Here is a 22,475-nt window from a genome sequence, read left to right on the forward strand (position 1 = left end):
TTGCTTACTTATGCCTTTCATATCGCAATTGGAGCCGGATGCCCTGCTCGCGCATTTCCTGGCGCAGCCGCCGATCGGCTTCACGGTGGAGCTGTCGCCGCAGGGCATGCCGAGCTTCGTGGCGCCGTTCGATCTGCTGACCACGGCGGACGATGATCTGCGTCGCCGGGTCACTCGTTTGCCGCTGTATCGCTGGTGGGGGCGCCTGCTGCGCTGGCGCACGCGCTTTGCCGGTACCACGGTGTCCGAATATGCGCCGCTGCCATCCGCGGTGACACCGGCTGATCTTGCGCAGGGGCTGAAGGCCGCGTACGGGCATGAATGCCGGCTGCTGATCGTCAAGGACATTGCACAGGATTCGCCCCTGCTCAGTGACGGCGAGAACACCTATGCGCGTGAATTCGCCCGCGCCTGTGAGGCTGCAGGTTACGTGATGCTGGAAGGGCAGGCGCTGGCCTGGGTTCCGATCGATTTCGCGTCGAACGACGATTACCTCGCACGGCTATCGTCCGGTCGACGGAAGAATATCCGGCGCAAGCTGCGCTCGCGTGCCGATCTCGAGATCGAGGTCGTGCGTACCGGCGATGCGCGCTTCCATGATGAAGCCACGCTGGCGGAGTTCCATGCGCTGTTCGACAACGTGTACGCACAAAGCGAGATCCACTTCGACCGGCTGAGCGCGGCGTTCTTCCGCGAGGTGTTGCAGGATGCCGGCAGCCACGGCGTGGTGTTCGTCTATCGCCACGCCGGGCAGATGATCGGCTGGAATCTCTGCTACGAGCACGGTGGCAAGCTGATCGACAAGTACGTCGGCTTTGCCTACCCGCAGGCGCGCGAGCACAACCTGTATTTCGTCAGCTGGATGCACAACCTCGACTACGCGCGGCAGCGCGGGCTGACCCATTACGTCGCCGGCTGGACCGATCCCGAGGTGAAATCCTTCCTCGGTGCCAGCATGACCTTCACGCGGCATGCGGTATATGCACGCAATCCGTTGCTGCGCGCCTTGCTGCGCAAGCTCGGCAGTCATTTTGAAAGCGATCGCAGCTGGCAGGCGGCAACGGAGGCTACCGATGAGTGATCTCGCAAACCGGCCCGTCGTACTCGATATCGACCGTTCGGTCGGGCCACTGCCTGATCGCCTGGTACTGCCGCTGGAGCATTGGCAGGAGTCGATCCGCTTCGGCTGCTCGCTCGCGACCATGCGGCGATTCGGCACGATGCTCGACGAATTGCTGCCGGCCCAGTACGGCACCGTGTTCATGGGCAGCGGTGATTTCCACCACCTGAGCTGGCCGCTGATCGCGCGCCTGCCGCGAGATACATCGTTCCAGGTCGTCGTGCTGGACAACCACCCGGACAACATGCGTTTTCCGTTCGGCGTGCATTGCGGTTCATGGGTACGCAAGGTGGCGATGCTGCCGCAGGTCAGTCACGTGCATGTGCTGGGCATCACCTCGGCCGACATCGGCGGCGGCCACGCGTGGGAGAACTACCTGACCCCATTGCGGCGCGGCAAGCTGAGCTACTGGAGCATCGGCGTGGACACCGGCTGGTCGCGCCGGCTCGGGCTGGCGCAGGCATTCCGTGGCTTCGACACGCCCGAGGCGATGGTCGATGCGTTCGTCGACCTGCAGCGCACACAGGCGGTGCCGAGCTATCTGTCGATCGACAAGGACGCGTTCTCGCCCGAGGTGGCGCACACCAACTGGGATCAGGGCCGGCTGTTGACCGGGCATGCATTGAGCTTAATCGGCAGCCTGCGCCACGGCCTGGTCGGCAGCGACATCAACGGCGAGGTTTCGCACTATCGCTATCAGAGCTGGTGGAAGCGCCGGTTGTCGGCGATGGACGAGCAGCCCGCAATCGATCCGGCCATGCTGGCCGACTGGCAGGCACAGCAGCATGCGCTGAATCTGCAATTGCTGGAGGCGATTGCAGCGACGTCCGGCTGAGTTCAGCGCAGTACGGTTTCGAGCACGCCGCAGATCGCCTCGAAGTCCCCGTCAGTCATCCATGGGCTGTTGCCGATGCTCAGGCTGCGCGCGGCGAAATCACGCGCATGTGGCACATCCTTCGCCGGCACCACGCCGGCGAGATAGGTGTAGTCCGGCAGGGCATGGATGAACAGGCGGCTGACCCCCAGACCGGCTTGCCACAGGTGTGCCAGCGCGGCATCGCGTCGTCGCTGGTCGGGCAGCAGCAACAGGAAGAACGGCCAGGTGCCATGTGTGCCAATCGGGTCACCCAGCACTTCAATGCCCTCGATACGGCGCAGCCGTGGCAGGTGGCGTTGCGCCTGCGCGGACAGCTGATCGCGGAAGGCCGGCAGGCGGGTGGCCGCATGCGCACCCACGGCCTGGCGCCAGCGACCGACGCGGTGCAGCGGTATCGTCAGCGGAAAGTCGTCGCCCACGGCGACCACCGGATCGCCACGGCGCAAGGCCCGGCGCAGCGGCCTGCCGTATGCCAGCCGCAGGCCGCGCGGCCGGTACAGCGTGGCGTAGCCGAGCAGTTCGATGCTGCGCTTCGCTTCCCAGCCGAGGCTGCGCGGCACGATGCGTGCGGATGTGCGGGCCAGTCGCTCGCGTAGCTCCGGATCGCGCGCCAGCAACAGGCCGCCCTCGTAGATCGACAAACCCTTGCCGGCGGCCAGGCTGAAAAATCCCACGTCGCCGGCCAGCCCCACGCTGCTGCCGTCGCGTCGTGCGCCCAGCGCCTGTGCGGCATCCTCGATCACGTACGCGCCGATGTTGTTGGCGACCGCCAGCGCGTCATCGACATCGGCGACGCGGCCGGCCAGATGGGTGGGCATGATCGCGAGCGTGCGTTCGTCGCAGGCCGCGCGCAATGCGGCGGGATCCATGTCGTAATGACCGGCGCGCAGATCGCACAACTGCAGTTCGAGCCCGGCCTGCTGCACCGCGATCGCGACCAGCGGACAGGTGTATGCGGGCACCACGACGCGGCGACGCTTGGGTTGCAGTTCGCGCAGAGCGGTCAGCGTGACCAGCAGGCTGGCGGTGCCGGAGCATTCCAGTTGCAGTGGCGGGGTGCCGAGCTGAGTGGCGATATCGTCTGCCAGTGTCGCGGCACCCGGACGCAGGTCGGCGAACCTGAGCGGCAGGCCGGCGGTGGGTGGCAGTTCGTGGCGACGGGGCAGCATGCGCAGCTTCACCGGTGCTCAGGTTTCGGCAGGTTCCGGCACGTGCTCGCGGCTCTCGGCCATGCCCAGGCAGACGATGCCGGCGATGATCGCGATCGCACCGAGGACGCGGGCCGTGTTGAGGTGCTCGTCGAACAGCCAGATCGACAGCAGCATCACCGATACCACTTCGAGATGCGAGGCGGCGAAGGCGGGACCGATCGGCGCGTGCTTGAGCAGGGCCATCCAGGTGAAGAACGCGCCGACATAGCCGATCACGGCACCGTAGACCCATGGGTGGCCGAACACGCGCAGCACCCACTCGAGGCTGGCCGCCACGGGCAGCGCCTGGGTGCCGGCGTACTTGAAGCTGATCTGCGCCAGGGTGTCGAACCCCATCAGCAACAGGAAGCCGATCAGGTAGAAGCGCTTCATCCGCCGACTCCCACGATCACCACGCCGAGCGTCACCAGCAGGATGCCGGCGACCCGCAGCCGGGTGAGTTTTTCGCCGAACAGGAAGCGCCCGGCGACCATGATCGCGACGATGTTGATCGAGCCCAGCAGCACGCCTTCGGACAACGGGAGCAGCGACAGGAAAGCGATCCACACCAGGAACTCGATCACGTAGCTGCCAACACCGAGCCAAAGCCAGGGCCGTGACGCCATGTGCTTCCAGCGCGCCAGGCCATCACCGGCTGCTTCGTCGCCGGCGGCGGCTTTGAAGGCCAGCTGGCCGCCGGTGTCCAGCACGATGTTGAGCAACCACAGACCGGCCACCAGCGGAGAGATGGAACCCTCTGCCAGCATCATCAGGCAGCGACGCGCTGCGTGCTGTTCGACGCGGCAATGCTGTCGAAGAAAGTGGCCGAGCGGTCGATCAGGGTGCGCCGCTCCTTGTCGATGGTGATCATGTGATAGCTGTCCTTGAGCAGCAGCAGCTCGGCCGGTGCGCTGACTTCGCGCATCACCAGCTCGGCATTCTTCAGGCTGGCGACGTCGTCCTCGCTGGCGTGTGCGACCAGACACGGTGCGGTCACCTGCGACAGCTGGCTGCGCACTTCGGCGGCCAGCCCGTACATCTCGGCCAGCGAATACCACGGATTGCCCGGCAGACCGGCAGCAGCGCTGTCGCCGCTGAGCATCGCCGTGCTGACCTGCGCGCGCAGGCGCTCGTCGCGGATGCCGTAGGGCGGTTGTTCCATGAAGCTGCGGTCACGGCCGATGCCGAGTTTCTTCAGCAGCGGCAGCAGGAACGACAGTCGCGCCATGCGCGGAATGCTCCAGCCGTCGTAGCGGAAGGTGGCGCCGTAGACGCCAACGCCGGAAATCTGCCGTGGTCGATCCGCGGCCAGTTTCAGTGCCAGCAGAGCGCCCATCGACAGGCCGCCGACGAACAGGTGGTCGACCTTGCCGAGCATCTCGTCTGCAGCCTTCTCGACGCTGGCATACCAGTCGCGCCAACCGGTGGCGAGCAGATCCTCGACGTTGCCGCAGTGGCCGGCCAGCTGCATGCCGTGCACGGTAAAGCCGGCACGGTTCAGCCCCTTGCCGAGCAGGCGCATTTCCATCGGCGTGCCGGTCAGGCCGTGGATCAGCAGCACGCCACTGCGGCCACCTTCGAAAAAGAAATCAGTTTGCTGGATCACACGCTAGCCCTGTTTGCCGGGCCGCCATCGCTTGATCGACAGCGGTCCTCGATACATTGCAGGGTCGCAGATCGCGGTTTCTTCAGTCTTTCGGGGCTGCCGGGGCCGCTTTTTGAGCTGTGCCGAAGCGCACGATCACGCGCTGGCCGATGCGCAGATCCTGGGTTTGATCGGTGCCGGGCTGGTCGAAGGCGAGTACGCATTCCACCGTGCGCGCGTTGGCGCGCACCTGCGGGTCGTTCTCCAGCGTGGCTGGCCCGTAAACCTGGCCGATACGCAGCACGTGCGCGCTCCAGCGGGCATTGTCGCTGCCGCTGTCGGCAACCACCTCGGCGTGCATGCCCGGCTGGATCACCCCGACGAAACTCTCGTTGAGTTCGGCACGGACAATCCGCGGCTTCTGCGGCAGCAGGGTGAACAGCGGGCCGGACGACGGCGACACGCTGGCACCGGGCTGGGCCAGCACGTGAACCACCTCGCCATCGAACGGCGCGCGCAGGCTGCGCTGCTTCAGCTCGTAGCGGGCTTCGTCCAGTTTCTGGCTGGCCATGTCCCGTGCGGCCTGGTCGGCCTGCTGCTCGGCATCGAGTTGCGCCGCGGCTTCGCGCGCGTCGTCGGCGCTCTGGCCATCGCCGGCGCCGGCGGCCGCCGCCGCGGTGAGCCGGCGGGCGCGTTCTTTCGCAGCCGTCTGCTTGACTGCCAGCAGCTTCAGTTGCGCCTGAGCCTGTTCCAGTTGCGTCTGTGCCGCATCTACCGCCAGTCTGGCCGGCTCGGTATCCAGCGCGGCGAGCAGCTGTCCCTGTTTGACGTGATCGCCTTCATGCACGGCGACCGTGGCCAGGGTGCCTTCGCGCGACATCGACAAGTTCAGCAGGCCGCCTTCGATATCGATCCTGCCACGAGCCACCGCGGCATACGCAGCAACGGGTTTGGCCGTGGTGCTGTTGGGAGCATCGGCGGATCTGGAACACGCGCTGAGCAGGTATGGCATGGCGATGGCGATGGCGAGACAGCCGAAACGAATCAGCAGCGAGGCCCGCGGGTGCCGTGACGAAAAGGGTACGGGCGGCTTGATGATGGGCTGCTTCATGACGGAATTCCCTGATCTGATGCGGTCGGCGCGGACGGACGCCGATCGCTGAGTATGCGGCCATCTTCCATCGCCAGGACGCGATCGGCGTGGACGACCAGGCGCGGATCGTGGCTGACGCACAGCACGGTGGTGCCGTGGGTGCGGGCGATCCGGTGCAGGATGTCGATGATCATCTGACCGTTCGCCGCGTCCAGCGCACTGGTCGGTTCATCGGCGAACAGCAACTCCGGCTCCTTGGCGAGTGCGCGGGCGATCGCCACGCGCTGCTTCTCGCCGCCGGACAGCTCGGATGGCCGCAGGCGCATGCGGTGCGCCAGGCCGACTTCTTCCAGCGACTGCTGTGCACGGCGGCGGGCCTCGCTGCGCGACAGGCCCATGTGGTTCAGCGGCAGCTCGACCTGCTCGAACGCGCTCAGCGCGGGAAACAGGTTGAAGCCCTGGAAGACGAAGCCGGTGTGCTGCAGGCGGAAGCGTTCCAGCGCGCGCATGTCGAGCTGGCCGAGTTCGCTGCCGAGTGCCCGCACATGCCCGCTGTCGACCTTCTGCAGGCCGCTGAGGATCGCCAGCAGGGTGCTCTTGCCGCAGCCGGAGGGACCCGAGATCAGGGTCAGTTCGCCGGCATCGAGGCTCAGCGAGAGGTTGTCCAGCACCTGGGTGCGCTGATGGCCGGACACGAAGGCCTTGCTGATCCCTGCGGCCAGCAGGGCGGGCGCGCGTGCGTGTTCGGTGGTGGCGGCAGGATGCATCGCGGCTACCTCAACAGGGTGGCAGGGTCGGCGCGGCGCATGCTGCGCATCGCGGCCAGTCCGGAAACCGCGGCCAGGCCCATCACCAGGACGATGCAGGCGAGCGCCGCCGGCACGTTCAGCACCACCGGCACATCCTGGCTGCGTGCCAGCAGCATCAGCACGATGCCGAGCACGCCGGCACCGAGCAGGCCGAGTGCCCCCACCCAGAATGCCTGTTCCAGCACCACCCGGCGCAGTGCGCCCACGCCCACGCCCAGCGCATTGAGGGTGGCGTATTCACGCATCGAACCATTGACCGCGGCGATCAGGGTCTGGCTGGTGATCACCGCGCCGACCAGGAACACGATGCCGGCCAGGAACAGCACGCCGGCACCTGCACCCGTATCGAACAGCCAGTAGCGCACCGAGATCCTGGCAAAATCCTTGGCGCTCCAGGTCGTGTAGGGACCGAACGCCGCGCTGCCGCGCAGGCGCGTGGCAACCGCCGCGGCCTGGGCCGGATCGCGCAGCTTGGCGACCAGGTAGGTCGGGCCGCTGTCGGTCGGATCGTCATTCAGCCGTCGCGCGGTATCCAGCGAGCACAGCACGTTGACACCGCCAAGTGCGCGCAGGCCGCTGCTGATACCGACCACGCGCACTTGATGGCCATTGATGGTGGCGGTCTGGCCGATGTCGACGCCGAGTTGGTCCAGCACCGAACGGTCGACGACGACCGCGTCCGGTTCCGCCAGCCGCGCGCGCAGGTCGGGCGCCAGCGCCTTGGAGAACATCAGACCATCGGGACGCGGGTCGATGCCGGAAACAAACACCGAGACACCGCCGGTTTCGGTGGGGCCACGCCAGTCCCCATCGACCCAGATATAGGGTTCGACACGCCGTACGGCCGGGTCCATCAGGATGCGCGACTCCACGTCGGCATCGATGGTTCGGCCCGAACCCACGCTCTGGGTGCCGGGATAGCCCACCCAGACATCCGCCGACGAGCCGGTGATGTAGAGACTGGTGCTGCCGAAGATGCCCAGCACCAGCGCAATCTGCAGCAGTTGCAGCAGGCCGGCGAAACCGACCGCGAGCATCGCCGGCAGGAAGCGGCGCCATTCGTAGATCAGCGTCTTGCGCGCGAGGGCCACCATTAGTGGTGCGCCTCGTCGTCGGCTGTCGGTGGCGTATCCGTCTCGGCAGCGGTTGGCAATGGCGCACCACCGAGTGCCTTGAACAACGCGACGTAGGCCAGGCTGTGCCCGGCACGGGCGTCGGCCAGTTCGATCGCGGCCTGATCGGCGGCAATCCGGCTCTCGGCAAGATCGAGCGGGCTGCCCAGTTGCAGGTCCACCCGGGTCTGTGCGGCCTGGTCGACGCGCTGCAGCGCCTGCCATGCGAGCAGACTCTGCTGTTCGCGCTGCTGCTGCTGCTGCACGGTGCCCAGTGCAGTCTCCACCTCGGTCACGCCTTGCAGCACGGCTTGCCGATAGGCCAATACGCTGGCTTTCAGCTCGTGATCCTTGGCGTGCTTGGCGGCCAGCCGGATGCCCCAGTCGAACAGGGGAATATTGAGTTCCGGCCCCAGCGAGACGATCGAATTGGGAGTGGTGGAATGCCTGGTGTTGTTGTCGATGTCGGTCGACCAGTCGATCGAGCCGCCGATGCCGATGCTGGGAAACAGGTCGGCATGGGCCAGCGCCAGTGCGCCGGCGGCCTGCAACACGTCCGCTTCGGCACGGGCAATCTCCGGGCGCGTGCGCACCAGGTCGGCCGGGGTGCTGTCGAGCTTCCACGCGCCCAGTTCGGGCGGCGCGCCCGCTTGCAGCCACGCGGCATCGGGCTGGTTCTGGCCAAGTAGCATGGCCAGTCGCTGGGCGCTGGCATTGATGGCCTGCCGGGGTGCGGCCAGGGCAGCTGTGGACTGCGCGAGTGCGGCCTGGGCCTGGTCCACCGCGCTGGATGCCGTCAGTTGCAGATGCTGGCGCACCTGCTGCAGTTGCCATTCATGCTTGCGGGCCTGATTGATCCGCAACAGCAGTTGTTCCTGCTGCTGCGCGGTGCGCAATTCGACCCATTCGCGCACGACCTCGGCGACCAGCGAGACCTGCGCGGTGCGCAGATCGGCGATGCCGGCGTCCAGCGCGCCGCGCGCTTCGCGACGGGTGCCCTCGGCCCGGCCGAACAGGCCAAACTCCCAGCTGGCATCGAAGCCGACCAGTTGGTAGGAGGCGTTTGCGCTCGGTTCGACCACATCGTTGGTGCTCGCACGCAACGACGGCAGGTAACGTGCCTGGGCACTATCGTGCAACGCACGCACGGCACGCAGGCGCTCGACGGCCTGCGCCACATCAAGATTGTTGGCCAGTGCACGGTCGACCAGTGCATCGAGCCCGGAATCACCGAAGGCATGCCACCAGCCGTGCAGGTCGCTCGGCTTGGCCGGATCCGAGGCGATCGCATGTTGCCATTGCGCAGGCACCGGCGGGGTCAGCCTGGGCATGGGGGCAGCGCAGCCGGCGAGGCCGCCGAGCAGGGCGCCGATCAGGCAGCCGCGAAGCAGGCCGGCGGCGGTTGCCTTGCTCAAGGTTCGGGATGGCACGATATGCATGGTTCCATGGCGATGATCCGGCGTTGCTGCGTTCAATGGATATCCGTGATGGTCATCGTTGGTCGTTGCCGCGGTGGTGTCATCGACTATTGTGAAGGCGAAGCACGGGATCGCAATAGGGGAGCGACCGGACGTACAGGCACGGTGCACTGAACTGGGTGGCCGGACCTCATCTCAGGCCACCGGCGGGAAGTGCACTTCGACGCACAGGCCACGTTCCTCGCCCGACCGATAGGTCACTTCGGCCTGATGTCGTTCAGCGATGCGCTGGACGATCGCCAGGCCCAGTCCGCTGCCTTCCTCGCCATTGGCGGCGGCGCGGAAGAAACGCTCGCTCAGACGCGGCAGCAGTTCGGGGGCCACACCGGGGCCGTCGTCCTCGACACGGAGGCTGGCGCCACCGTCGGTCCGTGCATGCAGCGCGACGGTGACTGTGCTGCCGCGGCCACCATAGCGCACGCTGTTGTCGATCAGGTTGTCCAGCAGATCCTGCACGCTGGCAGCATCGCCGAGGATGCACAGCGCTTGCTTGGCAGCCGGCCCTTGATAGCCCAGATCCACGCCGGCGACCAGGGCATCGTGCACACGCAACGAAACAGCTTCGGGAATCAAGCGGGCAAGATCGAGCAGCCTGCACTCCTCGTTGTCGTCCGGTGAGGCTTGCGCGCGCGCCAGCGACAGCAGTTGCGAGGTGGTCCGTGCAGCACGATGGGTCAGCCGCTGGATGTGCATGAGCGCGTCGGTCACGGTCTCCGGCTGCGGGTCGGCCAGCGCGCGGTCGACATGCAGGCTCAATCCGGCCAGCGGTGTGCGCAGCTGGTGAGCCGCATCGGCGATGAAGCGGTCATGCAGGGCCAGCATCCCGCGCAGGCGGCCGAACAGCGCGTCGATGGTGCGTGTCAGCGGCTGGATTTCCTGCGGTACATCGGGGCCGTTGATCGGCGTCAGTTCATGCGTGCGTGCGGCCAGCCGGGCTGTCAACGGATCGAGCACGCGCAGGCCGCGACTGACGCCGAACCAGACCAGCGACAGCACGCAGACGATCAGCAAGGTCTGCATCAAAGTTGCCAGCAGCAGGATTTCCCGCGCCTGTTCGTGGCGGTCGCGCAGGGTTTCGGCCACCGTGATGATCAGGCTGTCCCCGGCATCATGACTGGTGTTGGTGTGCACGCTGGCAGCGCGCAACGCATGCTTGTCCAACTGCGTGTCATATAGCGCCGGTGCATCGCCCAGCACGGGTGCCTGCGAAAGTTGCGGCAGGCGTCCATTGCCCGCCAGCAGTCCGTGCCGGGTGCTGATGACGCTGAAATAGCTGTGGCCGGCCGGATCGTATTCGAGCAGGAATCGCGCCTGTGGCGACAGCGTGCCGCCGAGCTGGTCGTTGCCGAGCATCTTCGCCAGCGTCAACGCATCGTCGCTGAGATCGCGGTCATGCACCTTGTTGGCGTAGCCCAGGGCCACGCTGTAAGTCAGCAATGCGTCCAGCAGCAACAACGCAGCCATCGGAATCAGCAGGAAAATCAGCAGGCGGCGGCGCAGACTGGGGCGGCGACGGCGGATGGGCTGCGGGCTCATGCCGGATCGTTCCCGGATTCCTCGGCTTCTTCCAGCAGATAGCCCAGCCCGCGGATCGTGCGCACGCCGGTGCCGCTACCCTGCAATTTGCGGCGCAGGCGATGGATCGCGATATCCAGCCCGTTGTCGGTCAGTTCCTGGTCCCAGTCGCACAACGCCTCGATCAGCTGTGCGCGGCTGGTGACGCGGTCGGCACGCAGGGCCAGCGCTTCCAGCAGGCCGAACTCGCGTGCAGTCAGCTCCAGCGGCACCTGGTCAATCCAGGCGCGATGCCCGGGCAGATCCAGCCGCAACCGGCCCAGTTGCAGCTCCGGTTTGCCCTGGCTGCTGGCCCGGCGCAGCAACGCACGCACGCGCGCCTCGAACTCGGTCAGCGCAAAGGGTTTCACGAGGTAGTCGTCGGCACCCAGATCGAGCACGCGAATGCGTTCTGGCAGGCCGTCACGCGCCGTCACCACCAGCACGGGCAACCCCGTGCCGCGACCACGCAGACGACGCAATACCTCACTGCCGTCGAGCGACGGCAGACCCAGGTCCAGCACCAGCAGGTCATATTCGTGGTCGCGCAGCGCCGTATCGGCGAGGCTGCCGTTGGCAACGTGATCCACGGCATGGCCGCCGTGTCGCAGCGACGCGCAAATGCCTTCGGCGATGGATGAATCATCCTCGGCCAGCAGGATGCGCATGAGGGACTCCCGGGGAGGTGGGCCGCGGATCAACAACCATGAGGCGTGGTACGACCCGATGTCAGCCTGCTGCCCATGGCGGGCACGGCGTGTTGTCGGATTCTCCGGCGTTGCGTCCTTGCAGACAAGCCATGTCCGCTGCAGTTCCCGCTCGCGGCAGCGGCGTTCGGGGGACGGTCAGGCAGGATCGAAGCCGGAAGCCACCCTGGCGGGTTGCTGCCGCGTGTGAAGGTCATGCCGAGGCGTATGCGCGCCGGTGTTCGCGGTGCGGCGGATAGTAGGCGAACACGTGGCTGTTGCTGCCGTAGAAATCCATGTCCTCGATGTGCTCGCCGCCAAGCCGCTCGGCCACCCGATCGGAGGCTTCGTTGCCGATCCGCACCAGGCTGATCACGCGCTGGGCATGCAGCTGGTTCCAGGCAAAGTCGAGCACCACGTCGCCCGCTTCGGTGGCATAGCCGTGGTGGCGGTGTTCCGGTTTCAGCATCCAGCCCAGCTCCAGATCCGGCCAGCCATCGGGATACATCAGGCCGGCGCGGCCGATGAATTCACCGCTGGACTTCAGCTCCAGCGCCCACATGCCGCAGCCGCGCAGCTGCCAGTGGCCCAGCAGCATGGCCAGCGAGCGCCAGGCATTGGTGCGGTCCAGCGGCTGTCCGTCGCCGATCCAGCGCGTGCTGTCCGGGTCGGCCAGCATCGCGGCGTAGTCATTGAAGTGCTGTTCGGTCAGCGCGGTCAGGCGCAGGCGCGCCGTTTCAAGAGTTGGAATATCAAACATCACAATCAGCGGTGGGTGGCGTCCAGCAATCCGGCCAGCGCACGGGTGCTGCTGGCGAGGCTTTCATGCCAGGACAATCCGGTGATTGTCTCACCTGTGACCGAATCGACAAAATCTTCGTTCTCACCGGGCGGGAGCAGGTGCCGATAGTCCACCGTGATCTCGGTGCCGGGCGGCAACTCGGCCAGCGCGAACACGAAGCCGAGATGCCACAGTCCGTTGGGCGTGAAGCTGTGGTTGATGTAGCACTCGTCCGGCCAGTCGGGCGACAGCGTGTAACGATCCTCGAACCAGCGCGCGCTGGCGTGGAACTGTGCGCTGAGCTCCGGCGAGGCGGTGATGTCGGCGTGGCGGTAGGTGTGATTGATGCCGTCGGGCGCGGTGATGATGCGTCCGGCTGCCACGGTTTCATCCAGGAACAGGCCCTTGCCGGCGCCGTGGATGGCGGAGGCGGCAATGTGATAGCGCGGCAGGATCATGGCGGATATAGCGGCAGGAAAGGGCGCGCGAGTGTAACGCAAGCGGCGCGACCCACGATGGATCGCGCCGCCGGACTCCGATCCATGGAAAGGGCTCGCCGATTATTCGCCCGTCGCGGCATCCTCGACGGCGGCTTTCTTGCTCCGGCGTCGACTCTTGACAGGCTTGTCCGCCTTGGCTGCGGTCGTGGTTTCGGCGGCGGTGTCGGCGAGCAGGATGGCTGCCCGGTTGCGTTCCAGCGTCGCCTGACCGATGCCCTTGACCTGGGCCAGGTCGTCCGCGCTCTTGAAGGGGCCGTGCGCGTCGCGCCAGGCGACGATCGCCTGCGCCTTGGACTCGCCGATGCCATCGAGCGAACTGGCGATGGTGGCGGCATCGGCCTTGTTGATGTTGACGGGCGTCGCGGCGAACGACAGGGCGGGCAGCGCGAGGATCAATGCAAGGGCAAACGAAGCAAGTTTGTGGAACATGGCCTTTCTCCCTGGTGTGATGGCGGTATCCGGGTACCGCGCCGTCACTGTGGCTGGCGGCGGGTGGCCATGCAGTCGGCAACGCCATGGCGAGACTGTGCGCCAGCGTTGCAGTCTGATGTGGGCATCCCCTGATGCCATGTCGGCGCGTTGCCGGTAACGTAATGCGCCGAATGAACCAGAGCATTCCTGGGGGCGCTGTTACAATGCCGGACTGATCTTCGCCGGAGCTTGACCATGGATACTGCCCGTCTTTCCCGTTACGTCAGCGGTTTGTGGGACGACGAAATCGTGCCGCAACTGGTCGAGTACATCCGCATTCCCAACAAGTCGCCGATGTTCGACAAGGACTGGGCCGCACACGGCTACATGGACGCTGCGGTGAAGCTGATGGAAACCTGGGCGCGCTCCAAGCTGGCGGCGTTGCCCGGTGCCACGCTGGAGGTGGTACGGCTGGAAGGGCGCACGCCGCTCATCTATATCGAAGTGCCCGGTCAAGGCGACGACACCGTGATGCTGTACGGCCATCTGGACAAGCAGCCGGAAATGACCGGTTGGGCCGAGGGCCTTGGTCCGTGGACGCCGGTGATCAAGGGCGACAAGCTGTATGGCCGCGGTGGCGCCGACGATGGCTACGCCATCTTCGGTTCGCTGGCCGCACTGCTGGCGTTGCACGAGCAGGGCATCCCGCACGCGCGTTGCGTGGTGATGATCGAGGCCTGCGAGGAATCCGGCAGCTACGACCTGCCGTATTACGTCGATCATCTGGCCGCGCGCATCGGCAGCCCATCGCTGGTGGTCTGCCTGGATTCGGGCTGCGGCAACTACGATCAGCTTTGGCTGACCACCTCGCTGCGCGGCATGACCGGCGGCAATCTCACCGTGCAGGTGCTGGAGGAGGGCGTGCACTCGGGCGATGCCTCCGGCGTGGTGCCGTCGAGTTTCCGCATCCTGCGCGAATTGCTGTCGCGGCTGGAGGATCCGGCCACCGGCCAGATCAAGCCGAAAGAGCTGTACGTCGAGATTCCGGCACAACGGATCGAACAGGCCAGGCTCTCGGCCGAGGTGCTTGGCGACGATATCTACAGCAAGTTCCCGTGGGTCGAAGGCATGCGGCCGGTGACCCATGATCTGGCCGAACTGGTGCTCAACCGCACCTGGCGTCCGCAGCTGGCCGTCACCGGCGTCGGCGGCATGCCGCCGCTGGACAGCGCCGGCAACGTGTTGCGTCCGCAGACGTCGGTGAAGCTCAGCCTGCGCGTGCCGCCGACGCTCAATGGCGCCAAGGCAGGCGAGTTCCTCAAGCAACTGCTGGAAAAGGATCCCCCGTATGGGGCCAAGGTCACCTTTGCGCTGGAAAAGGACGGCAGCGGCTGGAATGCGCCGGCGCTTTCGCCGTGGCTGGAGCAGGCGGTGGCCGAAGCCTCGCAGCACCACTTCGGCGCGCCGGCGACCTATATGGGTGAGGGTGGCAGCATCCCCTTCATGGGCATGCTGGGCGAGAAATTCCCCAAGGCACAATTCCTGATCACCGGTGTGCTCGGCCCGCATTCCAACGCACATGGTCCGAACGAGTTCCTGCACATCCCTACCGGCAAGAAAGTGAGCATGGTGGTGGCTGAAGTGGTGGCGCGGCACCACCAGCAGGGTGCGAAGGCCTGAGCCCGATCACCGGCGCATGAGCACGGATACCACCTATGTGGCTGCCAACTTGGCGCAGATCCGCCGACGGGTCGACGACGCCTGCCGCGAGGCCGGACGTGATCCAGCCACGGTAGGCATCCTGCCGGTCAGCAAGACCTTCGGTCCGGACGTGGTCCGGGCAGCGGTTGCGCTGGGCCTGCGCCGCTTTGGTGAGAACAGGGTGCAGGAGATTCGCGACAAGGCAGCCACGCTGGCCGATTGCGGCATCGACTGGGTGGTGATCGGTCACCTGCAGACCAACAAGGCCAAAGAGGTGGCGCGACTGGCCAGCGAGGTGCAGTCGCTGGATCGGCTGGAACTGGCGGCGGCGCTGCATCGGCAACTGCAGCAGGCAGGTCGGTCGATGGACGTGCTGGTACAGGTCAAGACCTCGCCCGAGCCAAGCAAGTACGGACTGCTGCCGGCCCAGCTGCCCACTTTCCTGGATACCCTGCGCGGTTATGACACCCTGCGGGTGCGGGGCCTGATGACGCTGGCGATCCATTCCGACGTAGCCGACGAAGTGCGCGGCTGCTTCCGTCTGTTGCATCAGCTGCGCGACCAGTCGATGGCGCAAGGTCATGATCTGCCAAGACTTTCGATGGGAATGAGCGGCGACTTTCCGCTGGCCATCGCCGAAGGCGCCACCGAGGTGCGTATTGGCACGGCGATCTTCGGTGGCCGACCCTACCCGACCCCGGATTAACGGCATGAAAGTCTGATCAGGCTCTGAAATTACCGGGAAAGATCGTGGCGTGGATTTTAATTATTTAAAATCAATTAGTTATGCTAGCGTGCAGCAGGTCACGGTTTTTTGAAACGATGGAGTTCAATTAACCTCGATAGAACAAATGGCCTATGTCTTCTTGCTAACTTCACGTTCCAGTCACGTCGTCAGCTTCGCAGGCGGCCAATCCTGATGTACTCCAGGGGATTTTTCCCGCATGCCAATCAACCGATTGACCGCCTTCTCCGTGCTCGCTGCAGCCTTGCTCGTTGTCGCACCCGTGCAGGCCAACACCAGCAAGACGCACAGCAAGCCGGTCCATGCGAAGCACGTGCAGCACAAGCAGGCGAGCAGCAAGTCGGCCCATCACAAGCCGACGCACAACAAGCTGGCAAGCGCGGCGCACAAGACACTCCACACCCATTCGGCGAAATCCAGCACAACCCTTGCAGACACCGCCATCGCCGATACGACAGATACCGTCGAGGCGACATCGACACTGCCGGCAGCCCATCTGCTCCAAGCCAATGCCTTCGCGGCGACCGCAGCTCCGGTCAGTATTGACGCCACGCCGACCTGGCTGAACCAGGCGCCGGTATTCAATCCGGCCCAGATGCTGGTGCAGTCCACCAAGCCGACTTATTTCGGTGCGTTGACCGCCGGTGATCGGAGCGCCGTGGTCGGGAATACCGTGGCAATCGGCAAGTCGGGTCAGACGCCGGACACAGCCGGTGCCGAGAACGTCACCGATCTGCGCAAGGCGCTGATCACGATGGCGATGAATCTGCGTGATATCCGCTATGTGCGTGGCGGCCGCGATCCCTCGACCGGTTTCGACTGCAGCGGCTTTGTCCGTTACGTATTTGCCCATGCGATCGGCCTGCAGTTGCCGACCAATTCGGCCTCGCAGTTCCTGGCCGGGCTCAAGGTCAACCGCGCCGACATGAAGCCCGGTGATCTGGTGTTCTTCCGTACCCATGGCAAGCGGAATATCTCGCATGTAGGCATCTACATTTCCGAGGGTCGCTTCATTCATTCGCCTGCCACCGGCAAGTCGGTGGAGATTTCCAGCCTCAACGATGCCTACTGGGCCAAGCGCTTTGCCGGCGCCAAGCGTCCGGAGGCGATCGTGCAGGTCGCGCACAACGGTTGATCCGATGCTTGCTGTCGTCGCTGCCGAAAGCCGCCGCGAGGCGGCTTTTTCGTTCCTCGCGCCAAGCCAGTAATGTCCTGGATGAACGATCTTGTGCAATGCCGGTCAGCGTACCCATGTCGGTGTCGCACCGATGCCTGTGCAGCGCTTGCCTTGCTGCCGTTGATCCACCGGGAACCTTCTGATGCCGTTTGATCTGCCGCCCGTCACACGCAACCTGCTCATCGCCAATATCGCCGTATTCCTGCTGCAGCAGGTGATGGGCGACGTCATCGTGCAGTATTTCGCGCTCTGGCCGCTTGGCAGTGGCCTGTTCGGCGTCTGGCAGATCATCACCAGCGCATTCCTGCATGGCGGCCTTACCCATATCCTGTTCAACATGTTTGCGCTGTACATGTTCGGCGGAGCGATCGAGCGTACGCTGGGTGCGCGCGAATTCACCATCTACTACTTCGTCTGCGCGATCGTCGCCTCATTGCTGCAGCTGGCGGTGCTGTGGTTCTTTCCGCCGACGGAATACGGTCCCACGCTCGGTGCGTCCGGTGCGATCTTCGGCCTGCTGCTGGCGTTCGGCATGATGTATCCGCACGAGAAAGTGATGCTGATGTTCCTGCCGATCCCGATGCCGGCATGGCTGTTCGTGACGGGGTATGCCGTCGTCGAACTGACCATGGGCGTGACCGGCTTCGAGCCGGGTGTTGCGCATTTCGCCCACCTTGGTGGCATGCTGGGCGGCATTGTGCTGATCCAGTACTGGCGCGGGCGGCTACCGCTCAAGCCGAAGCGGCGCCTGATGCGCTGACCGATATCCATCCATGAGAAAACCATGTCCGAATCCCTGCAACGCCGGCTGACCCCGCGCCACATCACCTTCATGGCGCTGGGCATGTGCATCGGCGCCGGCCTGTTCCTCGGTTCGGCCAGCACGATCCGGCTGGCCGGGCCGTCGGTGCTGTTCGCCTACCTGTTCGGCGGCGTGATGATCTTCATCATCATGCGCGCGCTGGGCGAGATGGCCGCGCACGAGCCGATCGCCGGTTCCTTCAGCGCCTACGCGCACAAGTACCTGGGACCATTCGCCGGCTATCTCACCGGCTGGAACTACTGGATCCTGATGATGGGCGTGGGCATTGCCGAGAGCACTGCGGTGGGCATCTACATGAAGGCGTGGTTTCCCGAACTGCCGCAGTGGATCTGGGCGTTCGGCAGCGTGGCGATGATCGGCGGCCTGAACCTGATGGCGGTGAAGGTGTACGGCGAGCTGGAGTTCTGGTTCGCGCTGATCAAGGTGCTGACCGTGGTACTGATGATCCTTGGCGGCGCCGCGATCATCTGGCTGGGCTGGGGCAATGGCGGACATCCGGTCGGCCTGTCCAACCTGTGGACGCATGGCGGCTGGTTCCCGAACGGCATCACCGGCATGGTGCTGGCGTTGCCGGTGCTGGTGTTCTCGTTCGGCGGCATCGAGACGATAGGCATGGCGGCGGCCGAGGCGGCGCAGCCGGAGCGCACCATTCCGCGCGCGGTGAACTCGGTGATCTGGCGCATCCTGATCTTCTATATCGGTGCGCTGTTCGTGATCATGGCGATCTATCCGTGGAACGCGCTGGATGCCAACAGCAGTCCATTCGTCGGCACGTTCGCGAAGCTCGGCATTCCGCAGGCGGCAGGACTGATCAACTTCGTGGTGATCACCGCGGCACTCTCCAGCTTCAACTCCACCACCTTCAGTGGCAGCCGCATGCTGCACAGCCTTGCCGGCAAGGGGCAGGCGCCGACGGCGATGGGGCGGGTGAACGCGCACGGCGTACCGGTACGCGGTGTGCTGGTGACCATCGTGTTCCTGTTGTTCGGCGTGCTGATGAACTACCTGGTGCCCGGGCGCATCTTTGGCATGATGATGTCGATCCTCGCCTTCAACACCGTATGGACCTGGGGCATGGTGCTGATCGCGCACTGGCGCTTCCGTCGGCAACAGACAGCCGCGCTGGCCTTCCGCTTGCGCTGGTGGCCATTGAGCAGCGTGGTGTGCCTGGCATTTCTCGCCTTCGTGCTGGTGATGCTCGGCTACAGCGCGGATACCCGGGTGGCACTCTATGTGGGCGTGGCTTGGGTGCTGTTGCTGACGGTGGCCTACAAGGTGTTTGGCATAGACCGTCGCCTGCGGGCAACCGGGTATCAACCCGCCGCTTGATCAGACGGGAAGTGAACAAGGGGAGCGCGCTGCTCAACGCAGCGCGAGGAAGTCCGGGCTGACCACGAAGCGCACCGCGTCCAGCCGCAGGCGGGATTGCGGCAGCGCCGCCAGCAGGGCGGAACGCTCATCGGCGACGGCGGTGATTTCGGTTTCGCTGACTGACGGATTCACCGCACGCAGCGCGAGCAGGCGCGACAGCTCCGCATCCAGCGTGGTCGTGGCCAGCGCCACGGCCTCGTCGATGCTGGCCCGTCCGCGCGTACCGGCGAGTGTCTCGGCACGTTCCAGCATCGGGGGCACCAGCTTGCCGAGGAACTTGCGGTAGCGCGCCACTTCGATATTGCGGTCGCCGGCCTTGCGCAAGGCGATGTCGCTGGGTGAGAAATCGACGCGTTCGGCCAGCCGGGTGTCGACCGTGACGGTGATCGGCAGGGTCGGCAGGAAGCGCTCGGCGTCGAGTTGTCGATCGGCGACGCATTCGAGCAGGAACACGGCCTGCAGCAGGGCCGTGCGCGGCGACAATTCATCGTCGACCATGAAGGCGGCGTTGCCCTGTTCACCTGACAGCGCCAGATCCAGCGCACCGGCCACCAGCGGGTGATCCAGCCGCAACAACGGCAGGTCTTCGCGTGCCAGCGCCACCTCGCGGGCGAACGTCACCGACTGCGGGCCTTCAGTGAAACCGGGCAGGGCATCGGTGGACAGGTATTGCGGATCGAGCAGCAGCACCTGGCCGCCGAGTTCTTCGGCATGGATGCCGAAGGCTTCCAGCAGGCGTTGCACGAAGGCATCGCGGCCGGGATCACGATCTTCGCGGGCAAACGCCTGTTGCAGTTCGTCGGCGTGCAGGTCGCGGCTGGACGCCAGTTCAAGAAGGTGGTCGCGACCGGCACGGATCAGTTCAGCCATTTGTTCGTGGCTGGCACGCGTCTCGGCGAGCAGTACATCCATCTCCTGATCGCGATTGTCGTCGCCACGTGCATGTTCATCGGCCAGCCGTGCCAGCGGTTCGCCATAGCGGCGCAGCAGCTCGCGGCCGTCGGCCGGGCTCAGGCGGAACGCGTCGATGCCTTCGTCGTACCAGCGCGCCAGCACATGCTGCGCGCTGTCGGCGACGGCAAGGATGTGGATGTTGATGTCGTGTTTCTGGCCGATGCGGTCGAGCCGGCCGATGCGCTGTTCGAGCAGGTCCGGATCGAGCGGCAGGTCCCACAGGACCAGCCGGTGCGCGAACTGGAAGTTGCGCCCTTCCGAGCCGATCTCCGAACACAGCAGCAGGCGCGCGCCGTCGGGCTGGGCGAAATACGCCGCGTTGCGGTCGCGCTGGATGATGCCGAGGCCTTCGTGGAAGCGCGCCACACCGACGCCGCTGCGAGTGCGCAGCGCTTCCTCCAGCGCCAGCACCTTGGCCTGGCTGCGGCAGATCAGCAGGAACTTGTCCTGCGGGTGCTGGTCGAGCAGGGTGATCAGCGCGTCGACGCGTGGATCGGTGTTGTAGTCGACCTCGATCAGGGCCGGCGGTTGCTGGATGTCGGCATGGAATTCGGCCAGCAGGGACTGGCGCGCGCTTTCCTCCAGCGTGCCGGCGTCGAGCAGATGCCACTCGGGCAAGCGCTTGGGAAAGCCGCCCACGCCGGCGCGGTTGTTGCGGAACATCACGCGGCCGGTGCCGTGGCGGTCGATCAGTGCGGCGAGCAGTTCACGCGCGTTCGCCGGCTTGGTCGATTCGGCCAGCTGCGCGGTGAGCGTCTGATCGCCGTGGAAGGCCTTGGCCAGGGTGTCACGCTGGGCATCGTCGAGCGCGACGCCATCCAGCAACCGGTCGGCAATCCGCGACAGCGCCTGATAGCTGTCGGCCTCGGCCAGATAGCCGTCCAGATCGTGATAACGCTGCGGATCGAGCAGGCGCAGGCGGGCGAAGTGACCGCTGCGACCGAGTTGTTCCGGCGTGGCAGTGAGCAGGATCACACCGGGGATCGCGGCAGACAGTTTCTCCACCATCGCGTAGCGCGGGCTGGCGGCTTCCGGCGACCACGCCAGATGGTGCGCCTCGTCGACCACCAGCAGATCCCACGGCGCGTCCAGCAATTGCTGCGCGTACTTCGGCGAGTTCTCGAGAAAGCCGAAATCGGCGATCACCAGCTGCTCGTCCTCGAATGGGTTGCCGCCGTCGCCGGATGGCTGCTCGTCGGATTGAGTCAGTGCCTCGCAGCGCTCCTCGTCATAGATCGCGAAGCTGAGATTGAAGCGGCGCAACAGCTCGACGAACCACTGGTAGACGAGGGTATCGGGCAACAACAGCAGCACGCGCGAGGCGCGGCCGGTGGCGAGCTGGCGCGCGATGATCATGCCGGCCTCGATGGTCTTGCCCAGGCCGACCTCGTCCGCCAGCAGAACCCGCGGAGGCCGGCGCGCCGAGGCGATGCCGGCCACGCGCAGTTGGTGCGGCACCAGCCCGATCCTCGCTGCGCCCAGGCCCCAGGCCGCCGAGCGGCGAGCCTCGGCACGGCGCTTGAGGCCTTCCATGCGCAGCTCGAACTGCGCCACCGGGTCGGTGCGGCCACCGATCAGGCGATCATCGGCCTGGCTCACGCTCTGCTCGTCGTCGAGCTGGCCCTCGTGCAGTTCGCGACCCTCGCCGCGATAGATCAGCAGCTCCTCGCGGATCTCCACGCGCTCCACCAGGAACGCGATGCCCTTGCCGGCCACTCGCTGGCCGGCGCGGAATTCGGCACGCAGCAGCGGTGCCGAGTCGACCGCGTACGGGCGCAGCACCCCGGCCTTGGCAAACAGCACCTGCACGCCGCGTCCTTCGACGCGCAATACGGTGCCGAGGCCCAGCTCGGGTTCGGCAGAGGAGATCCAGCGTTGACCAGGTACGAACATTGCGCAGCCGCTTAGCGTCGAGGGTTGCCGATTATCCGCTCAACGGCTGTGGCTGACCATGCCTTCAAACGCACGGTCGTTCGGGGTGGAGCCAGCATCACCACACCGATGGATCACCAGCAGCCGGTACCACCGCTGCTGGTGCCGGTGGCATTTTGTACCCCGAGGTCCGTGATTGAATAACTGCCGCAACTGTCGTTGGTCTGGTTGCCTACGGGTGCCGCCGTTGCCGTGTAGCCGGTAGCGGTCGGCGTGCCCAAGGTGATCGTCACGCTGTAATAGTCCTCGTTGGTGTTGTTCGGGACCTGGATGGCACCATTGCCATCCACATTCGCATAGCCGACGGACCCCAGGGTGGCGGGGTAGTTGTTGTTGGTGGCGTAGTACTTTTCTTCCCGGCTGGCCAGATCGAGCAGGGCGGTTTTTGCCGAGGCCCGCCGTGACTTCATGATCTGCTTTTGATAAGACGGAATGGCAATGGCCGCGAGGATGGCCACGATCGCCGCCACGATCATCAGCTCGATCAGGGTGAAGCCGGCGAGCTTCCGCGGTGCCGGATTGTTTGATCCTGATCGAAGCAGTTGTGTACCGCTGGCTTCTGGCATGGCTGTTGAA

General features: G+C 65.5%; 22 protein-coding genes. 7 read left to right on the top strand and 15 right to left on the bottom strand.

The features are described from left to right. Positions 1 to 10: 10 nt before the first annotated feature. Complete coding sequence (locus ACYVKM_RS16820) at positions 11 to 1,081, top strand: peptidogalycan biosysnthesis protein (protein WP_460878759.1); 1,071 nt, start codon at positions 11 to 13, stop codon at positions 1,079 to 1,081. Further along, on the top strand, positions 1,074 to 1,955 hold the full coding sequence (locus ACYVKM_RS16825) for a hypothetical protein (RefSeq protein ID WP_460878760.1): 882 nt from the start codon (positions 1,074 to 1,076) through the stop codon (positions 1,953 to 1,955). Before ACYVKM_RS16820 ends, ACYVKM_RS16825 begins: the two co-directional genes overlap by 8 nt. Positions 1,956 to 1,957: 2 nt before the next feature. On the opposite strand, the gene ACYVKM_RS16830 is transcribed toward ACYVKM_RS16825, so the two are convergent. The 13 genes from ACYVKM_RS16830 to ACYVKM_RS16890 all read right to left on the bottom strand — a co-directional run bounded on the left by ACYVKM_RS16830 (position 1,958) and on the right by ACYVKM_RS16890 (position 13,214). Further along, the gene (locus tag ACYVKM_RS16830) at positions 1,958 to 3,166 is read right to left on the bottom strand and encodes a DegT/DnrJ/EryC1/StrS family aminotransferase (RefSeq protein ID WP_460878761.1); all 1,209 of its coding nucleotides are present in this window, start codon (positions 3,164 to 3,166) and stop codon (positions 1,958 to 1,960) included. Between the two features lie 18 nt (positions 3,167 to 3,184). Next, on the bottom strand, positions 3,185 to 3,580 hold the full coding sequence (locus ACYVKM_RS16835) for a DMT family transporter (RefSeq protein WP_460878762.1): 396 nt from the start codon (positions 3,578 to 3,580) through the stop codon (positions 3,185 to 3,187). Next, positions 3,577 to 3,957: a hypothetical protein gene (locus ACYVKM_RS16840; protein WP_460878763.1), complete on the bottom strand. Its 381-nt coding sequence runs from the start codon at positions 3,955 to 3,957 to the stop codon at positions 3,577 to 3,579. Before ACYVKM_RS16840 ends, ACYVKM_RS16835 begins: the two co-directional genes overlap by 4 nt. Continuing rightward, positions 3,957 to 4,793 (bottom strand): alpha/beta hydrolase, encoded by an 837-nt coding sequence (locus ACYVKM_RS16845; protein WP_460878764.1) that lies wholly within the window; start codon positions 4,791 to 4,793, stop codon positions 3,957 to 3,959. Before ACYVKM_RS16845 ends, ACYVKM_RS16840 begins: the two co-directional genes overlap by 1 nt. An 82-nt stretch (positions 4,794 to 4,875) precedes the next feature. Beyond that, a complete protein-coding gene (locus ACYVKM_RS16850) occupies positions 4,876 to 5,883 on the bottom strand; it encodes an efflux RND transporter periplasmic adaptor subunit (protein ID WP_460878765.1) in 1,008 nt (335 codons plus the stop codon). Next, complete coding sequence (locus tag ACYVKM_RS16855; protein ID WP_460878766.1) at positions 5,880 to 6,632, bottom strand: ABC transporter ATP-binding protein; 753 nt, start codon at positions 6,630 to 6,632, stop codon at positions 5,880 to 5,882. The genes ACYVKM_RS16850 and ACYVKM_RS16855 overlap by 4 nt, the downstream gene beginning before the upstream one ends. 5 nt (positions 6,633 to 6,637) lie before the next feature. Beyond that, a complete protein-coding gene (locus ACYVKM_RS16860; RefSeq protein WP_460878767.1) occupies positions 6,638 to 7,768 on the bottom strand; it encodes an ABC transporter permease in 1,131 nt (376 codons plus the stop codon). Beyond that, positions 7,768 to 9,201 (bottom strand): efflux transporter outer membrane subunit, encoded by a 1,434-nt coding sequence (locus ACYVKM_RS16865; protein ID WP_460878768.1) that lies wholly within the window; start codon positions 9,199 to 9,201, stop codon positions 7,768 to 7,770. The genes ACYVKM_RS16860 and ACYVKM_RS16865 overlap by 1 nt, the downstream gene beginning before the upstream one ends. 198 nt (positions 9,202 to 9,399) lie before the next feature. Continuing rightward, positions 9,400 to 10,800 (bottom strand): ATP-binding protein, encoded by a 1,401-nt coding sequence (locus ACYVKM_RS16870; protein ID WP_460878769.1) that lies wholly within the window; start codon positions 10,798 to 10,800, stop codon positions 9,400 to 9,402. After that, the gene (locus tag ACYVKM_RS16875) at positions 10,797 to 11,486 is read right to left on the bottom strand and encodes a response regulator (RefSeq protein ID WP_460878770.1); all 690 of its coding nucleotides are present in this window, start codon (positions 11,484 to 11,486) and stop codon (positions 10,797 to 10,799) included. The genes ACYVKM_RS16870 and ACYVKM_RS16875 overlap by 4 nt, the downstream gene beginning before the upstream one ends. 232 nt (positions 11,487 to 11,718) lie before the next feature. After that, complete coding sequence (locus tag ACYVKM_RS16880) at positions 11,719 to 12,264, bottom strand: GNAT family N-acetyltransferase (protein WP_460878771.1); 546 nt, start codon at positions 12,262 to 12,264, stop codon at positions 11,719 to 11,721. Positions 12,265 to 12,269: 5 nt separating this feature from the next. Then, entirely contained in the window at positions 12,270 to 12,743 is a 474-nt protein-coding gene (locus ACYVKM_RS16885) for an SET domain-containing protein-lysine N-methyltransferase (RefSeq protein ID WP_460878772.1), read from the bottom strand. Positions 12,744 to 12,845: 102 nt separating this feature from the next. Beyond that, positions 12,846 to 13,214, bottom strand: coding sequence for a ComEA family DNA-binding protein (locus ACYVKM_RS16890; RefSeq protein WP_460878773.1), 369 nt, complete (start codon positions 13,212 to 13,214; stop codon positions 12,846 to 12,848). A 237-nt stretch (positions 13,215 to 13,451) separates the two neighbouring features. On the opposite strand from ACYVKM_RS16890, the gene ACYVKM_RS16895 reads away from it, so the two are divergent. The 5 genes from ACYVKM_RS16895 to ACYVKM_RS16915 all read left to right on the top strand — a co-directional run bounded on the left by ACYVKM_RS16895 (position 13,452) and on the right by ACYVKM_RS16915 (position 18,971). After that, the gene (locus ACYVKM_RS16895; protein ID WP_460878774.1) at positions 13,452 to 14,876 is read left to right on the top strand and encodes a M20 family metallopeptidase; all 1,425 of its coding nucleotides are present in this window, start codon (positions 13,452 to 13,454) and stop codon (positions 14,874 to 14,876) included. Positions 14,877 to 14,892: 16 nt separating this feature from the next. Beyond that, positions 14,893 to 15,603, top strand: a complete 711-nt coding sequence (locus tag ACYVKM_RS16900) for a YggS family pyridoxal phosphate-dependent enzyme (protein WP_460878775.1) — start codon at positions 14,893 to 14,895, stop codon at positions 15,601 to 15,603. Positions 15,604 to 16,084: 481 nt separating this feature from the next. Beyond that, entirely contained in the window at positions 16,085 to 16,777 is a 693-nt protein-coding gene (locus tag ACYVKM_RS16905; protein WP_460878932.1) for a C40 family peptidase, read from the top strand. A gap of 184 nt (positions 16,778 to 16,961) precedes the next feature. Next, positions 16,962 to 17,579 (top strand): rhomboid family intramembrane serine protease, encoded by a 618-nt coding sequence (locus ACYVKM_RS16910; protein WP_460878776.1) that lies wholly within the window; start codon positions 16,962 to 16,964, stop codon positions 17,577 to 17,579. Positions 17,580 to 17,603: 24 nt separating this feature from the next. Continuing rightward, on the top strand, positions 17,604 to 18,971 hold the full coding sequence (locus tag ACYVKM_RS16915) for an amino acid permease (RefSeq protein ID WP_460878777.1): 1,368 nt from the start codon (positions 17,604 to 17,606) through the stop codon (positions 18,969 to 18,971). A gap of 33 nt (positions 18,972 to 19,004) precedes the next feature. Here the strand turns inward: ACYVKM_RS16915 and rapA are convergent, their stop codons facing one another. Together rapA and ACYVKM_RS16925 are read right to left on the bottom strand one after the other, a co-directional pair. After that, the gene (gene rapA / locus ACYVKM_RS16920) at positions 19,005 to 21,860 is read right to left on the bottom strand and encodes an RNA polymerase-associated protein RapA (protein WP_460878778.1); all 2,856 of its coding nucleotides are present in this window, start codon (positions 21,858 to 21,860) and stop codon (positions 19,005 to 19,007) included. A 113-nt stretch (positions 21,861 to 21,973) separates the two neighbouring features. Continuing rightward, positions 21,974 to 22,465 (bottom strand): type IV pilin protein, encoded by a 492-nt coding sequence (locus ACYVKM_RS16925; RefSeq protein ID WP_460878779.1) that lies wholly within the window; start codon positions 22,463 to 22,465, stop codon positions 21,974 to 21,976. Positions 22,466 to 22,475 lie beyond the last annotated feature (10 nt).

The sequence above is a fragment of the Rhodanobacter koreensis genome (assembly GCF_054782855.1).

Excerpts from the sequence above, each read along its gene's own strand:
- ACYVKM_RS16820 (WP_460878759.1), top strand. The coding sequence starts at position 11 with ATGCCTTTCATATCGCAATTGGAGCCGGATGCCCTGCTCGCGCATTTC.
- ACYVKM_RS16825 (WP_460878760.1), top strand. The coding sequence starts at position 1,074 with ATGAGTGATCTCGCAAACCGGCCCGTCGTACTCGATATCGACCGTTCG.
- ACYVKM_RS16830 (WP_460878761.1), bottom strand. The coding sequence starts at position 3,166 with ATGCTGCCCCGTCGCCACGAACTGCCACCCACCGCCGGCCTGCCGCTC.
- ACYVKM_RS16835 (WP_460878762.1), bottom strand. The coding sequence starts at position 3,580 with ATGAAGCGCTTCTACCTGATCGGCTTCCTGTTGCTGATGGGGTTCGAC.
- ACYVKM_RS16840 (WP_460878763.1), bottom strand. The coding sequence starts at position 3,957 with ATGATGCTGGCAGAGGGTTCCATCTCTCCGCTGGTGGCCGGTCTGTGG.
- ACYVKM_RS16850 (WP_460878765.1), bottom strand. The coding sequence starts at position 5,883 with ATGAAGCAGCCCATCATCAAGCCGCCCGTACCCTTTTCGTCACGGCAC.
- ACYVKM_RS16855 (WP_460878766.1), bottom strand. The coding sequence starts at position 6,632 with ATGCATCCTGCCGCCACCACCGAACACGCACGCGCGCCCGCCCTGCTG.
- ACYVKM_RS16860 (WP_460878767.1), bottom strand. The coding sequence starts at position 7,768 with ATGGTGGCCCTCGCGCGCAAGACGCTGATCTACGAATGGCGCCGCTTC.
- ACYVKM_RS16870 (WP_460878769.1), bottom strand. The coding sequence starts at position 10,800 with ATGAGCCCGCAGCCCATCCGCCGTCGCCGCCCCAGTCTGCGCCGCCGC.
- ACYVKM_RS16875 (WP_460878770.1), bottom strand. The coding sequence starts at position 11,486 with ATGCGCATCCTGCTGGCCGAGGATGATTCATCCATCGCCGAAGGCATT.
- ACYVKM_RS16880 (WP_460878771.1), bottom strand. The coding sequence starts at position 12,264 with ATGTTTGATATTCCAACTCTTGAAACGGCGCGCCTGCGCCTGACCGCG.
- ACYVKM_RS16885 (WP_460878772.1), bottom strand. The coding sequence starts at position 12,743 with ATGATCCTGCCGCGCTATCACATTGCCGCCTCCGCCATCCACGGCGCC.
- ACYVKM_RS16890 (WP_460878773.1), bottom strand. The coding sequence starts at position 13,214 with ATGTTCCACAAACTTGCTTCGTTTGCCCTTGCATTGATCCTCGCGCTG.
- ACYVKM_RS16895 (WP_460878774.1), top strand. The coding sequence starts at position 13,452 with ATGGATACTGCCCGTCTTTCCCGTTACGTCAGCGGTTTGTGGGACGAC.
- ACYVKM_RS16900 (WP_460878775.1), top strand. The coding sequence starts at position 14,893 with ATGAGCACGGATACCACCTATGTGGCTGCCAACTTGGCGCAGATCCGC.
- ACYVKM_RS16910 (WP_460878776.1), top strand. The coding sequence starts at position 16,962 with ATGCCGTTTGATCTGCCGCCCGTCACACGCAACCTGCTCATCGCCAAT.
- ACYVKM_RS16915 (WP_460878777.1), top strand. The coding sequence starts at position 17,604 with ATGTCCGAATCCCTGCAACGCCGGCTGACCCCGCGCCACATCACCTTC.
- rapA (WP_460878778.1), bottom strand. The coding sequence starts at position 21,860 with ATGTTCGTACCTGGTCAACGCTGGATCTCCTCTGCCGAACCCGAGCTG.
- ACYVKM_RS16925 (WP_460878779.1), bottom strand. The coding sequence starts at position 22,465 with ATGCCAGAAGCCAGCGGTACACAACTGCTTCGATCAGGATCAAACAAT.